General features: G+C 42.2%; 13 protein-coding genes. 1 reads left to right on the top strand and 12 read right to left on the bottom strand.

Annotated features, from left to right (window positions below; translation table 11 throughout):
• Positions 1 to 54: 54 nt before the first annotated feature.
• On the top strand, positions 55 to 714 hold the full coding sequence (locus PQO05_RS08450) for a LysE family translocator (RefSeq protein ID WP_273632266.1): 660 nt from the start codon (positions 55 to 57) through the stop codon (positions 712 to 714).
• A 171-nt stretch (positions 715 to 885) separates the two neighbouring features.
• On the opposite strand, the gene PQO05_RS08445 is transcribed toward PQO05_RS08450, so the two are convergent.
• From PQO05_RS08445 to PQO05_RS08390, 12 genes are all read right to left on the bottom strand, one after another.
• Positions 886 to 2793, bottom strand: coding sequence for a class II glutamine amidotransferase (locus PQO05_RS08445; RefSeq protein ID WP_273632265.1), 1908 nt, complete (start codon positions 2791 to 2793; stop codon positions 886 to 888).
• 672 nt (positions 2794 to 3465) lie between these two features.
• Entirely contained in the window at positions 3466 to 4779 is a 1314-nt protein-coding gene (locus PQO05_RS08440) for an ammonium transporter (protein WP_273632264.1), read from the bottom strand.
• Between the two features lie 101 nt (positions 4780 to 4880).
• Positions 4881 to 6392 (bottom strand): NADH-quinone oxidoreductase subunit N, encoded by a 1512-nt coding sequence (locus PQO05_RS08435; RefSeq protein WP_273632263.1) that lies wholly within the window; start codon positions 6390 to 6392, stop codon positions 4881 to 4883.
• 4 nt (positions 6393 to 6396) lie between these two features.
• Complete coding sequence (locus tag PQO05_RS08430; protein WP_273632262.1) at positions 6397 to 8007, bottom strand: complex I subunit 4 family protein; 1611 nt, start codon at positions 8005 to 8007, stop codon at positions 6397 to 6399.
• Positions 8008 to 8012: 5 nt separating this feature from the next.
• The gene (locus PQO05_RS08425; RefSeq protein WP_273632261.1) at positions 8013 to 10070 is read right to left on the bottom strand and encodes an NADH-quinone oxidoreductase subunit 5 family protein; all 2058 of its coding nucleotides are present in this window, start codon (positions 10068 to 10070) and stop codon (positions 8013 to 8015) included.
• 2 nt (positions 10071 to 10072) lie between these two features.
• The gene (nuoK, locus tag PQO05_RS08420) at positions 10073 to 10378 is read right to left on the bottom strand and encodes an NADH-quinone oxidoreductase subunit NuoK (RefSeq protein WP_273632260.1); all 306 of its coding nucleotides are present in this window, start codon (positions 10376 to 10378) and stop codon (positions 10073 to 10075) included.
• Complete coding sequence (locus PQO05_RS08415) at positions 10375 to 10923, bottom strand: NADH-quinone oxidoreductase subunit J family protein (protein WP_273632259.1); 549 nt, start codon at positions 10921 to 10923, stop codon at positions 10375 to 10377. Before PQO05_RS08415 ends, nuoK begins: the two co-directional genes overlap by 4 nt.
• On the bottom strand, positions 10924 to 11505 hold the full coding sequence (locus PQO05_RS08410; RefSeq protein WP_273632258.1) for a 4Fe-4S binding protein: 582 nt from the start codon (positions 11503 to 11505) through the stop codon (positions 10924 to 10926).
• 10 nt (positions 11506 to 11515) lie between these two features.
• A complete protein-coding gene (gene nuoH, locus PQO05_RS08405) occupies positions 11516 to 12616 on the bottom strand; it encodes an NADH-quinone oxidoreductase subunit NuoH (RefSeq protein ID WP_420490439.1) in 1101 nt (366 codons plus the stop codon).
• A 338-nt stretch (positions 12617 to 12954) separates the two neighbouring features.
• Positions 12955 to 13785: a glutamate racemase gene (murI, locus tag PQO05_RS08400; RefSeq protein ID WP_273632257.1), complete on the bottom strand. Its 831-nt coding sequence runs from the start codon at positions 13783 to 13785 to the stop codon at positions 12955 to 12957.
• 62 nt (positions 13786 to 13847) lie between these two features.
• Positions 13848 to 14360, bottom strand: coding sequence for an OmpH/Skp family outer membrane protein (locus PQO05_RS08395; RefSeq protein ID WP_273632256.1), 513 nt, complete (start codon positions 14358 to 14360; stop codon positions 13848 to 13850).
• A 47-nt stretch (positions 14361 to 14407) separates the two neighbouring features.
• Positions 14408 to 14938, bottom strand: a complete 531-nt coding sequence (locus PQO05_RS08390) for an OmpH/Skp family outer membrane protein (protein WP_273632255.1) — start codon at positions 14936 to 14938, stop codon at positions 14408 to 14410.
• Between the last annotated feature and the right edge of the window lie 4 nt (positions 14939 to 14942).

Here is a 14942-nt window from a genome sequence, read left to right as displayed (position 1 = left end):
TAAATGCCTAAAATTGCATTGCTTTACCCTTGGGTAACGCATTAAACTGTATTAATGATAGAAGCTATATTTTCGGGCATCGGCATTGGGATTGTATTAACCTTCTTAACCGGCCCGGTATTTTTTGCGCTTATTAAAACCAGTATCGATAAAGGTTTTCATGCCGGAGTTGCCCTGGCACTCGGTGTGGTATCGAGCGATGTGGTATTTGTTGGCGCTATAATATTCGGTTCCCAGTTTTTTGATGTGCCGCCAAAGGTCAAGGTCTGGCTTGGGGTCGTCGGTTGCGTAATACTCTTTACCATAGGCATTTACTACATGTTTAAGAAAGCCGAGGTGAGCTATAATTCGCATACACCAGCCAGCGTTAACCGGGCAGGCTATTTTTTCAAAGGTTTTTTGATGTGCATCTTCAACCCCAGCCTGCTCTTCCATTGGATAACGGTTATCGGTACAGCCAGTACCATGTACCACGTTGGCGTACACAACAGGCAGTTAAAAATTGCCATTATGTTTGCCACCATCCTTGCGGTTCAATTCGGTATGGATACCGTAAAAGCCTTCTACGCCAACAAACTCCGCGACCGTATCTCAGTCACCTTCGTCCACAAACTTAACTACGTTGCCGGCATAGCCCTTATTATAGCCTCATTTGTAATTTTAGACAAGCTGGTTACCCACTTTGTATTTTCCCCAATACCGACTAATGATTGATTTCAAAGTCAAAAGTTAGAAGTCAAAAGTCAAAAACCTTTCTACACAAACTCTAAAGCTGAAACGCTGTTATTAAGGTGCGTTATTGTTAAAATTATCCTAAAACAAAAAAAGTCAAAAGCCGGAATCCCAACTTTTGACTTTTTACTTTAAACTTTTGACTTATCAGAATTACATATAAGCTCTTTGGTTCTTACCTTCCATCCAGTTAACAAAGGCGCGGTTAACAACTTTGTTACCACCCGGGGTTGGGTAATCGCCAGAGAAATACCAGTCGCCCAAATGATCAGGGCAAGCGGTATGCAGGTTATCAAGTGTTTGGTAAATCACTTTAATTTCTGCCTTAGTACCTTTAGGGGTAATGATCTTAGCAATTCTATCTGATATTTCCTGATCTGTAAAAGGCTCATAAATAGCTTTTACAAAGTTCTGTTCTTTCTCTGCCGGTGTACCTTTGCTGGCTACACATTTCTGGTAAACATCCAGAATCATATCTTCACGGCCACTTTCTTTCAATAAACTCACGGCTGCCTCAAAAGCAACAAACTCACCCATGCGCGACATATCAATACCGTAACAATCCGGGTAACGGATTTGCGGTGCCGATGATACCACAACAATTTTCTTAGGGCCTAACCTGTCCAGAATTTTCAGGATACTTTGTTTCAATGTAGTACCACGAACGATAGAGTCATCCAATACCACCAAGTTATCGGTCGAATTTTTAATCAATCCGTAAGTAGTATCATAAACATGTGCCACCATCTCAGTACGGTCGGCGTCCTGGGTAATAAAGGTGCGCAGCTTAACGTCCTTAATCGCAATCTTCTCAACGCGTGGGGCAAGCGCCAATACTTCGCTTAATTCGTCGTCGCTTATTTTATCCTCGCGGTTTAAAAGGCGCTCGCGTTGGTAGTTCTTTACATATTTATTAACACCCTCTACCATGCCATAAAAAGCAATCTCGGCAGTGTTGGGGATGTAAGAGAAAACGGTGTTCTTAATATCATTGTCAACAGCATCCAATATCTGTGGACAAAGTAACCTGCCCAATTGCTTACGCTCGCGGTAAATGGCGGCATCACTACCACGTGAAAAATAGATGCGTTCAAAAGAACATGCTTTTTTCACAGTAGGTTCGCTAAACTGCTCTTCGCTTACCTGACCGTTCTTTTTAACAATCAGCGCATGACCAGGTTGAATTTCTTTAACCTCCTCAAACGGAATATTAAAGGCTGTCTGGATAGCAGGGCGCTCTGAAGTAGCTACCACAAACTCATCATTAGCATAATAGAACGCCGGGCGGATACCTGCCGGATCGCGCATTACAAATGCATCACCGTGGCCCAGTATACCGGCAATGGTGTAACCACCATCCCAGTTTTTGGCCGATTTTTTCAATATCTTGGCCACATCCATATTATCAGCAATCATTTTGGTGATAGCGATATTATCGTCGTTACCTTCACGCTTAAACTGATCGAACAAACCCTGTACTTCGGTATCCATAAAGTGCCCGATTTTTTCCAATACAGTAACCGTATCGGCTTTTTCTTTCGGGTGCTGGCCCAGGTCGTATAATTGCTGTAGTAACTCATCAACATTGGTCATGTTAAAGTTACCGGCAATTACCAGGTTACGGGTCATCCAGTTGTTCTGACGAAGGAAGGGGTGACAGTTTTCGATACTGTTTTTACCGTGAGTACCGTAACGCAGGTGTCCGAGTAATACTTCGCCGGTAAAGCTCATATTCTCTTTCAGCCACTCGGCATCCTTCATCTTTTCGGGGTATTCTTTCTCTACCTCGGCAAACTTTTTCATGATGTACTCAAAAATGTCTGCCACGGCATTTTGTGCCATAGAACGGTGACGGCTTATATAGCGTTTACCAGGCTCAATATCTAATTTAATGGTTGCAACACCTGCGCCATCCTGGCCACGGTTGTGTTGTTTTTCCATCAAAAGATACAGCTTGTTTAAACCAAAAAGCGCGGTTCCGTATTTCTTCTGGTAGTAAGAGAGAGGCTTTAATAGGCGAATAAAAGCAACGCCACATTCGTGTTTTATCTGATCGCTCATGGTTGGGAATGAGACTGCAAAGGTATCATTTTAAAATGATGTTGCCACCTCTAATTTGTCATTTAAAAGCATTTTAAATTAACGATGAGTTAATGGGATTTTAACAGGGTTTTTAATAAGCAAATGGCTGTCATACTGAGCCCCGTCGAAGTATGGTGGGCTGGGATTATACGAGCGAGGTTATTAATAAAGTAGATAAGTTTGTCATCCAGAGCGATAGCGAAGGATTTTCTTCACCTTCTAAGTATTCGATTAACTTCATATAAGAGATAGCTAAATTTTCATAGCGTAGCGGCACAATATTTTATGTCGCCCGGATGATTTGAAAGCAATGCCACTACTACTATCAAAAGCTTCTCCCCGCTTTCCGTTCCAAATCCTCGCCTCCCCTACTCCATCCAACACACGCTGCGGGTTTTCCACTACAATCGGGTTTACATTGGCAAGTTTTGTGCTTTGTCATTTCGACGGTAGGAGAAATCTTATGCTATGGAAAAGCAAACTGTACAAGATTTCTCCTACCGTCGAAATGACAAAAGTCCCGATTCTTGTTTCCTGGCTCTCGTCTCTTGCTTCTCTTATTCCCCCTTCAGGGGGTTAGGGGATAAAAAAACCGGGCCCTTCACAAAGCCCGGTTTCGGAAACATGTATTAGATAATTAAAGGAAAGGCACTATAATTTTTCGCCATGCTGGCTAATATCAAGCCCTACGGCTTCCTCATCAACAGACACGCGTAACGGCGATATAATATCGGTAATTTTTAGCAATAATAACGAACCAAAAAATGCAAAAATTGAAACGCCTACTAAAGCCAAAGATTGTACTAAAAATAAATGCGTTTCGCCAAAAAACAAACCATTTGATGTAACAGCAGGATTTACGTTATGATGCGCAAAAACACCGGTTAACAGCATACCAACTAAACCGCCAACACCGTGGCAAGGAAATACATCCAGTGTATCATCTATTGAAGTGCGGGTGCGCCACTCAACCACCATATTACTCACAATAGCAGCAATAATACCAATGGCCAGTGAGTGCGGTACAGATACATAACCTGCAGCCGGCGTAATAGCCACAAGGCCTACCACCGCGCCAATACAAGTCCCCATAGCCGAAGGTCTGCGCCCGCGGAACATATCGAAGAAAACCCAGGTTAACCCGGCTGCCGAAGCCGCAGACGTAGTAGTAGCCAACGCAGTTGCTGCCAATGCCGAAGCACCCAGCGCCGAACCTGCATTAAAGCCAAACCAACCGAACCATAATAAACCTGTACCAATAATTACATAAGTAATACGTGCGGGTGTATGCGAAACATCTGCCCTACGCTTTAAAAACAAAGCTGATGCCAAAGCTGCCCAGCCTGCCGACATGTGTACTACCGTTCCACCGGCAAAATCCAACACGCCTAATTTATTCAGGAAACCATCCGGGTGCCATGTACTATGCGCTAAAGGCGAATAAACAAAAATAGCAAACAATACCACAAATATAAGATACGAGTTAAAACGGATACGCTCTGCAAACGCACCGGTAATTAGCGCTGGAGTTATAATGGCAAACTTTAGCTGGTACATGGCAAACAGTATTAGCGGGAAAGTTTTGGCAGCAGGCCACACCGCATTGCCAAGCATACCATGCATCATAAAATAAGTGGCGGGGTTACCGATTATACCGTGCACATCATCGCCAAAAGCTAAACTAAATCCAAATATTACCCACATTACGGTAACTATCACCATACAGATCAAACTCTGCAACATGGTAGAGATCACATTTTTCTTATTCACCATACCGCCATAGAAAAAGGCAAGTCCGGGTGTCATAATCAATACCAGGGCTGTCGAAACCAGCATCCAGGCAATGTCGCCGGTATCAAAATGAGTTGCATCACCAGGTGCTGCAACCTTAATATCAACCGAAGGATGGATAAATGTAAGTACTAGAATTACGATAATGAGAGAGAAAGGGAGATAACGTTTCATTAGTGTTTTAGCCAATTAAGATGGCTGAAAATACAAATAATTAACGTTTTATGTAATTATTTTAGAAAAAATATAAAATAATCAAGAATTTAATTCCCGATTTACAATATGCCTACTAAATAAGTAGGGAATACGCCCAATAAAAGCACTATAAATGTTAAAATAACAGAAACCACAATCAGCCATTTAACGCCTATTGAAGATGATGCAATATTATCTACTTCCTGCTTTTTCAAAAACAAGTATAAAGGGATCTTGATATAGTAAAACAGGGAAACTACCGTGGTTAATGCCCCTGTTACCATCAAAATAAGCAACCAAATATTGTGATTTTGCTCATAAACAGAGTAAACTGACGAAAACACCAGCAACTTTCCGTTAAATCCGGCGCTTACCGGCAATCCTGCTAAAGAAATCAGGATCACAACAAAGCTTATGGCAGCTACAGGATGCTTTAAACCTAAGCCTTTGTAACCATCCAGGTCTTCGGCACCGGTTACATCAGCAAAATAGGTAACCAGCATTAGGGCAGCTATATTGGCAAATATATAAGCTGCCAGGTAAAATAGTAAGGCAGATATACCCTGAGTTGTAAACGTAGCGACCGCCATCAGTGCAAAACCTGTATGCCCAATACTCGAATAAGCCAGAATACGTTTGATATTCTTCTGCCATACTGCGGCAAAGTTTCCCGCTATCATGGTAATGGTACCGATAACCGATAAAAACAATCTGAAATCAAAAGAAACCCATTTTACATTAAACGCAAATGGGATTAAAAAATTAATAAGCAGTGCAAAGGCTGCAACTTTAGGCAAGGTTGACAAATATGCGGTTACAGGTGTAGGAGCCCCCTGGTAAACGTCGGGAACCCAGAAGTGCATAGGTATAAATGAAAGTTTAAAACCGATACCCACCAACACCATTATTATAGCAACTGAAACGATTGCCGGGTTAGTTGCCATTAATCCAGGCACCAGGTTTCCGCCAAAATAATCGAGCGAGCCGGTGAGGCTATATAGCAATGAAATGCCATACAGCATAATTGCCGAAGATACAGCACCAAACAGTACATATTTTAAACCCGCCTCAGCACTAAAGCCATTCTCAGAACGGTAGGCTGCCAATAAGTATGATGCGAGCGAAACCATCTCGACTGCCAGATAAACAGCCAACAGGTTAACCGACATTATCATGATGTGCAACCCCAATACAGAAGCGATAACAATAGTATACAGATCAGATAAACCTTTGGGATGTGCTTTCAAGCGTTTATCAAGCCCGAAATATATAATGAGAATAAAAGCAAAAAAATCGATAATGAGCTTAAATGAAATCCCCGTTTTATGCAGCAGCAACATATTATTGAACAGAAAAACGGTATCTCCATGCAATTGCAATAACCTAATTTGTTGCAGATCTTTAAATAAAATTACCAACAGACCTGCGGCTGCTATAACACGGCATACCCAGTCAGAATAGCGCCCATAAATGAGATCTGTTATCAGCACCAGTAAAAAAAGTCCAGCCAGGTACAATTCCGGGTTAAAATATGGAAGGCTGCCTATAGTTTTACTAAGCTGATCGGGAAGTGACGCTAACAGATTGTTCATTAGTTTACCTGATGTATTGTTTAGTAAATTCAACCAATGCAATTACCGAATCATTGATCTTTCCAAACACCAATGATGGCATAACACCTAACAGTAAAGCCATTAAACCAAGTGGAACCAATGCGGACTTTTCACGCCAGTTAATATCTTTCAGTGCATGTTTCCAGGCATCACCACCTTTTAAACGTTCTGTACCGAAAAACATGCGTTGTAATGTCCACAAGAAATAACATGCGCTTAACAGGATACCCAGAGCTCCGCAAGCGGCCATCCAATGCGGTATCAAGCCATTTGTTGATCCTGATTTAAATGCACCTGCCAGAGTAAAAGCTTCGGCGATAAAAGCCGAAAAGCCCGGCAAACCTAAAGAGGCGAAAAAGCCGATCATTACAAACACCGTAAACTGCGGCATTAAAGTACCCAGCCCGCGGAAGTTATAAATATCACGGTCGTGTACCCGGGTATAGATCACCCCTACCAAAAAGAACAACATCGACGATAAAAAGCCGTGGCTCACCATTTGCATTACAGCCCCGCTGATACCTTCGGTTGTTAAGGAAGCAATACCCAACAGCACAAAACCCATGTGCGATACTGAAGAGTAAGCGATCATCCGTTTTAAATCGCGTTGAGCTAAAGCATTCAATGCACCGTATAAAATGGAGATCACACCTAACAGCCCCAATACGAAACTACCGGATACGGCAACATCAGGGAAAATACCTGCGCAGATGCGGATAATTCCGTAGCCTCCTATTTTCAATAGTACACCTGCAAGGATAATAGAAACAGGGGTTGGTGCTTCCACGTGTGCATCGGGTAGCCAGGTATGGAAAGGCACAACCGGCACCTTAATGGCAAATGCCACAAACAATACGATAAAGCCAACCGTACGTGCAGGGAACCCAAATATAGTTTGATGATTGATGGTTGAGAAGATCGAATGCGCATCGTAATTAGCCGGGTTCATCATTTGGATCATGTTGAAGGTATGGCTGCCCGTAGCAGGATCTTTAACCGACAGATACAAGCCCACCATCACCAGCAGCATAAACACTGAACCGAATAATGTGTACAGGAAAAACTTGATGGCTGCATACTCGCGCCTTGCCCCCCCCCACATGCCAATGAGGAAGTATAGCGGCAACAGCATCAATTCATAAAATATATAGAACAGGAAGAAATCGAGCGAGCAGAACACGCCAAACACCGCCATATCCAAAATGAGGAACAGCACAAAGAAACCTTTCAGATTCTTATTGATCTCCCACGAGGCAATAGCCGCAACCACCATCACCAGTGCCGACATCACCAGCAGCGTAATAGAAATCCCATCTACCCCAACAAAATAGTCGATCTGCATTTTGCCCATGCCACCGAGGTTCAAATTGATCCAAGGCAATTTTTGAATAAACTGGAACTGACTTTCGTGGTTAATACCAGCAAAGGCAGCACCTGTTTTAAACTGAAAGTACAATTGCAGGCTGATACCCAACTGCACCAAGGCAGCCAGCAAAGTAATATATTTATAGCTGTTGCGCAGCGACGAAGGCAGCACCACAATGAGTAAGCCGAATAAAAGCGGTATAAAAATTAAAAGGGTTAGCAGGTTCATCGGGCTCAGATCAAAGTTTTTAAAATAAACCAGGCAACAATAACAGCCAGCATACTCAGCAGGTAGTATTGCACCCGTCCGGTTTGAAAACTCCGGACAAAATTACCAATATACTGCACTATTGCAGTTAATAAATGCAGGAAGCCATCAATCACATAACGATCAAATACATCGGCCATTTTCGATAGCCATAACAATATGCTTTGCAGCAAGTGAATAAAGCCATCAATCACCTTACGATCAAACCAAAACAAACCGCTGCCCAAAGCCAGCACAGGTTTAACAAAAATATTATTGTATGCTTTATTGAAATACCATTGGTTGTACGAGAAATGAAATGCCCAATTGTTCTGTGCAAACGGAAGCATTTTGCGTTCCTGAACATAAATGGCATAAGCAAAATAAATGACCACAACGCTCAAAATATTCAGCCCTGCGGGGATAATGGTATGGTAGATGTTCATCCGTTCCAGATGATCAGCAGTAGTAAATGCTTTGAATAACCACGATTGCTCGTACAACAAAGGGTTCAACGAAAATACCGGAAACAAGCAGCATAGCGATAACAAAATCAAGGGCAAACGATATTGCCAGCCACCATCGCTAATGTGGCAGATCACCACTGGCTTAACATCCAATACTCTCAACTTACCAAAGAATACTTTAAAGATCAATCGTGCTACATAGAAAGCCGTAAGCCAACTGGTAACCAGCATCATGATGGGTACAATTTTGTAACCAATGCTCTTTGTGTCCGACCATTCGAAGGCTTGAATAAGGATACCATCTTTAGACAAATAACCCGAAGTTAAGGGCAAGCCAATCAATGCAGCGCCACCTATCAAAGCAGCAATAAATGTCAATGGCATTCTTTTTCGCAGACCACCCATATACAAAATATTCTGCGGATCAATATCCAGATGGTTTTCATCCTTCACATGGTGCATTTCATGAATTACCACACCGGCAACTAAAAACAACAAGCACTTAAAGAAAGCATGCGTAACCAAATGGAACAGTGAAGATGCATAGGCATTAATGCCCATCGCCATCACCATAAAACCCAGTTGCGATATGGTAGAGAAAGCCAGTACCCGTTTTAAATCGTTTTGTGTAAGCGCGATGGTTGCCGCCATAAAAGCGGTGAAGCAACCGATAATTGCCAGTGTATCCAGTTCGGCAGTATTAAACATTGGGTAAACACGACCTAAAAGAAAAATACCTGCAGCAACCATAGTGGCAGCATGTATCAGGGCAGATACCGAAGTTGGTCCTTCCATTGCATCGGGTAACCAGGTATGCAATGGAAACTGTGCCGACTTAGCGCAAACCGCCAGAAACACGCCACTGCAAGCAATATACTGCCAAACAGCAGGAATGCTTGAAGCAGGAGCTATCCACAATCCCTCTTTAATGTAAGATTGTGAAACCAAACCTCCCTGGCCAAAAAGTTTAATGAGATCGAAAGTATGGTATTGCGAATAGAATACCAGGATGGCAATCAGCAAGCCCACATCCCCTATCCTGTTCATAATAAAAGCTTTCTTATTGGCCTGGATAGCTACTTCCTTTTTATACCAGAACCCGATGAGCAGGTATGATGAGAAACCTACCATTTCCCAAAAAGCATAGAACAGCACCATGCTATCAACCACCACCAAAGCCAGCATGCTGAAACAGAACAGGCTGAGGCAGGTAAAATAACGGCCATAACGCTTATCGTGCCCCATATAGGCCATCGAGAAAATATGTACTGGTAAGGCAATCAGGTTTACCAGTAACAGCATGATGGTCGACAAGTTATTGAGCAATAGCCCGGCATATAACTGCGTATCGCCAATGGTAAACCAAACTCTGTTTAAGTGAATTATATCTGTATTAAAGGTGTGACTAAATACAACCACACTTACACCCGCACTTAACAATATGGCTATGGTAGAAACCCAACCCGTCGCTTTGCCTTTGATAAAGCAATTAATTACAAAGGCCAGCAATGGCAATAATACCGCTGCTAAAGCATGGTAAGCCATTTGGGTTTCCTCGTATGTTAATGTTTTATTCAAAATTAATCCTTCAGCTGGTCAACCTTATCCGGGTCGATGGTTTTGTAACGTCTGTAAACATTAAGTATAATGGCAAGGGCCACAGCGGTTGTGGCGGCTGCCAGTATAATGGCAAACAGGGCAAACATTTGTCCGCCGTTGTTTACTTTATCGTATTTACCGAAGGCTACGAGGTTTAAAATCGCGGCGTTCAGCATCATTTCAATACCTATTAAAATTTGGATAGCATTGCGTTTCACCAACACTACATACAGGCCGATGCAAAACAGCATACCGCTTACTACAAGGTAATTGGTTAAAGAGATCATACCTGCTGCTCCTTTCTCGACAGGTGCGCAGCACCTACCAATGCCATCATCAACAGTATCGAAACAATCTCAAACGGCAACAAGTAACGGGTCATCAGGTTAATACCGATGTTAGCCGTCATCTCGCCCGAATTAGTAATGCTATTTTTTGATTTGATAGAGTCTGTAATCCAACCCAAATGATCGGCATTGGTTTGCAGAATTACATTAATCAATATGATGAAAAACAAACCTGCAATCAGCATAGCAGGAAGATTCTTGATCTTCCAGATCGAACGATTTTCAGTTTGTAATACATCCAATGTTTCGCGGCCCGAAAGCATAAAAGCAAAGAGAATCAGCACTAAAATCCCACCCACATAAACTACAATTTGTGTTACAGCCACAAAATCGGCCAGTGATAAAACGTATAAGCCAGCCAACCCAAACAGCGTAACAAAAAACATAAATACCGAACGCACCAAATGCCTGCTTACCGCCACATATAATGCGGAAGCGAGCACGATAAAGCTCATGATGTAGAATAATATATTCGCTGCGTTCATTTAGTCGTTCTTCTTTTGCATAGCTGCCAGCTTGGCGGCTTGTTTTTCGGCATTCTGTTTCTCCAATAATGCACGTTTTTCAGCAGCATCCTCGGGTGTCATATCCGAAAATTCGTAAACAAGCTGATTAAGCTCGAAAACGGTTTTATCATATTGGTTAGTCATTACAATGCACTCTGTCGGGCATACTACGGTACACAACCCACAGTACATGCACTTGGCCATGTCGATATCAAACTTAGCCGCATAAAGTCGCTTGGTTGTACCATCTGATGTTTGACCGATAGCCTCTGTAGCCTTTATCGATTCGATATCGATACAATCAACCGGACAAATTTTAGCGCAAAGATCGCATACAATACAATCGTCCATTTCCACATCCAATTGGTAGCGGCCGACTTCTGGTATCGGCAGTTTTTGTTTAGGGTATTCTATTGTAGCAGTCGCATTTTGCTCCTCGAAGTAATTGGGCGATTTAATAGATTCTACCTCGCGCTTTTTAAAGGCAAAAGCATGCTTAAAGGTAAGGGTTAAGCCCTTCCATGCCGTAGTAAAACTATTTATCGTACTTTTTAACAACATTAATTCCCTCTTAATTCATTACCCAAACGCGCCATACTGCTGATATAATCATGCAGATAAATGCCAATGGGGTTAATACCTTCCAACACAGATCCATTAATTGATCAACCCGCAAACGGGGCAATGTCCAGCGGATCCAGATTTGTACAGTTACCAATAATAACGTTTTTACAAATATCCAAAATATTCCCCAAGGCACGTTGGTTGTCCAATCGGCTAAACGGATATTGCCAATATTGGGCAATGGTGTATTCCATGCACCTAAAAATAGTACAACACCCGCCATCGATACCAGGAACATCATCGAATATTCGGCTAAAAATATTAATCCGAAACGCATCCCTGTATATTCGGTATGAAAACCAGCTACCAGTTCAGATTCGGCCTCTGGAATATCAAACGGCGCACGATTACTCTCAGCAAGTGATGCTATAAAATAAATCACAAAAGCGATAATGAGATGCGGTGCCCGGAAGATGTTCCATGACATAATCCCTCCCATTCCGCTTACATCCCAGATGCCTAAAAATTTGGTTTGTTCTTTAAACAGGATGCCTTGCTGTATGGAAATCTCCTGCAAATCCAACGAACCGCAGATCACTACCACAGAGATCAGCGCAAAACCAGCCGGTATCTCGTAAGAAATAATCTGTGCTGCTGAACGCATCGCCCCCAAAATAGAATATTTATTGTTCGAGCCCCAACCGGCCATCAGGATGCCCAGGGTTTCGACAGAAATAATAGCGAAGATATAGTACAGCCCTATATTGATTTTAGACGGAACCAATCCCGGAGCCCAGGGTAAGGCTGCAAAACCCATATAAACAGCGATGAAAATAATGGCCGGCGCTAAAGCATATAACCATTTATCGGTAGCAGTTGGATTAATAATTTCTTTTTGAATAAGCTTAAGAATATCTGCAAGGGTTTGCAGACTACCGTACTTGCCGGTTTCGTTAGGGCCTATCCTATCCTGAATAAAGGCAGACAGTTTTCGCTCATAATAAACAGCAAACAAGGCAAACGTGGCCGCAAATGCAAATAAACCGATGGCGACGCCGATGTAGATTAAATAGCTAACCAATGCAATAACGTATTCAAGTAACTGCAAATCTACTTAATTACTAGGAATAATTTAGATTGATTCGTAATTAGTCCCCTTCACGTCATTGCGAGGTACGAAGCAATCTCAGACCAATTACCACTGACTTAGATATCGCAGACGCTCTATGAATGATTTGTGTTTTATTAATGCTAGTCCCGCTCAATCGCCGCGGGTAGGCTGTTACTTTTGGCTTGATCCAAAAGTAACCAAAAAATCAAGACGCAAAAAAGCTCCACCGCACATGCCCACTACACGGCCACGCTTTTGCGTCTGGGCCACCGCTTTTTATTGTCCTATTTGATACAATCCCGATTCTTGACTCCCGGTTCCTGATTCTCTTAAAACTATTTCAACGCTACATACTGCGATTGCACTTCCCCACCAAAAAATGAAGTAGCATATTTATCAAAATCTGCAGTATCATCCGTTGTAGTAAAAAACTCACGCGTAGCATTCTTGGTAATATTTTGTTCGATCTCGGTGTGGCGATTAAGGTAATCAACCAGACTTTTGGCAACGATATCTCCTTGCGGAACTACATTAATATTTGCAGGTAAATAAGCTTTGATCTTATCTTGTAATAAAGGGTAATGGGTACAAGCTAATAAGATAGTATCGATATTGGCTGATTTAGCCATGATGGCATTGAGATATTCTTTTACAAAGTAGTCCGATCCGGGTTTGTCGTGTTCGCCGTTCTCAATCAGCGGAACCCAAAGCGGACAGGCTTGCTGCTCAACTTTAACATCAGGAAAAAACTTGGCAATCTCCAGTAAGTACGATTCAGACTGTACCGTACCTTTGGTGCCCAGTACGCCAATCTCTTTGGTCGTTGAGTAATCTCCTATCACCTCGGCAGTGGGGCGTATTACGCCAAGCACACGCTGTGTAGGGTAGCCATTTTTAAGATCCTGTTGCTGGATGGTACGCAGGGCCTTTGCTGATGCCGTATTGCAGGCCAGTATAACCAATGGGCAACCTTGTGCAAAAAGCCATTGTACGCTTTCCCAAGTATACTCATGTATAGTTTTGAACGAGCGGTTACCGTAAGGCGCACGGCCGGTATCGCCAAAATACATATAATCATACTGGGGTAACTGTTCAACTATGGAACGAAAAACAGTTAAGCCGCCAAAGCCAGAGTCGAAAATTCCGATGGGATGTTTAGTAGTCACTTTTGTAAAAATAAAAAAAGCGCCCCAAATTGGAGCGCTTTTAAAATCATTTAAGGGTTAAATTATTTTAAACCTAATTTAAGTTTTACAGCTGCCATCAGATCATCAGTTGGTGGAGCAACGATTGGCTCGCCTTGGGTTGTATCTAATACATAAGTATAACCTTTTTCTTTAGCTACTGCATTAATTGCAGCTTTAGCCTGATCAACAACTGGTTTTGCAAGTTCGTTATATTTCTCTTGCACTTTTTGTTGTGCAGTTGTGTTATAATCTTGCATACGTTTGTTCAGATCCTGTAATTCAGTCTCTTTTTGGGCACGTATAGCATCTGTCATGGTTGCACGAGCTGCATCATAAGCCTGGCCTTTAGTGGTCAACTCTGTTTGCATACCTTGCAATACATCAACAAATTGCTTTTGATAAGCCTGCGCTGATGTTTGTACTGTTTTCATTTGCGGCATTTGGTCAATCAATTGGTTAAAGTTGATATAACCAATTTTAGTTTGTGCTTTTGCAAACCCACCTACCAGCAACATGCAACCTGCAACTAAAACAACCTTCAATAGTTTTTTCATTGTTCTTTTTTTGTTCTTTTTAATTATGCGATTTTATATAAAATTTTTCACTTTGCAAACACCCCAGGCTTTAATCCCATACGGGTAATTACATCAGCGCTTTTATCGTAACGGGGGTTAGCATATAGCATCATTACTTCGCTATTTTTATCAAATATCATATCCAGGTTTTCGGCTTCGGCAGTAGCTTGTACTGCTTTTGCCACACGGTCCTGAACGGGTTTAATCAATTGCGTACTGCGTGTAGCAAGCTCACCATCGGGGCCAAATTTCGAGCGTTGAAAATCCTTCGCTGCTTTCTCTTTGTCTACAATTTCTGCTTCGCGTCTTTTTTTCATATCGGCAGTCATTAAAACCTGATCGGCCTGATATGCTTTGTATAAACGGTCAATTTCCTGAAAACGGGCATCAACCTCTTTTTGCCATTGGTCCGACAGCGTTTTAAGCTGTGTTTGTGCTGCTGTATATTCTGGCACATGGCGTAAAATATACTCCGAATCTACAAAGGCAAAACGTTGTGCAAACGCACCTGCAAATGCTACAAACGTTAAAACTACTGTTAAAATTATCTTCTTCATAAAA

This window comes from Mucilaginibacter jinjuensis (genome assembly GCF_028596025.1).
In the GTDB taxonomy this organism is placed as follows: Bacteria; Bacteroidota; Bacteroidia; order Sphingobacteriales; family Sphingobacteriaceae; genus Mucilaginibacter; species Mucilaginibacter jinjuensis.
The sequence above is the reverse complement of the archived record's forward strand: the minus strand, read 5'-3'. Positions and strand labels throughout refer to the sequence as shown.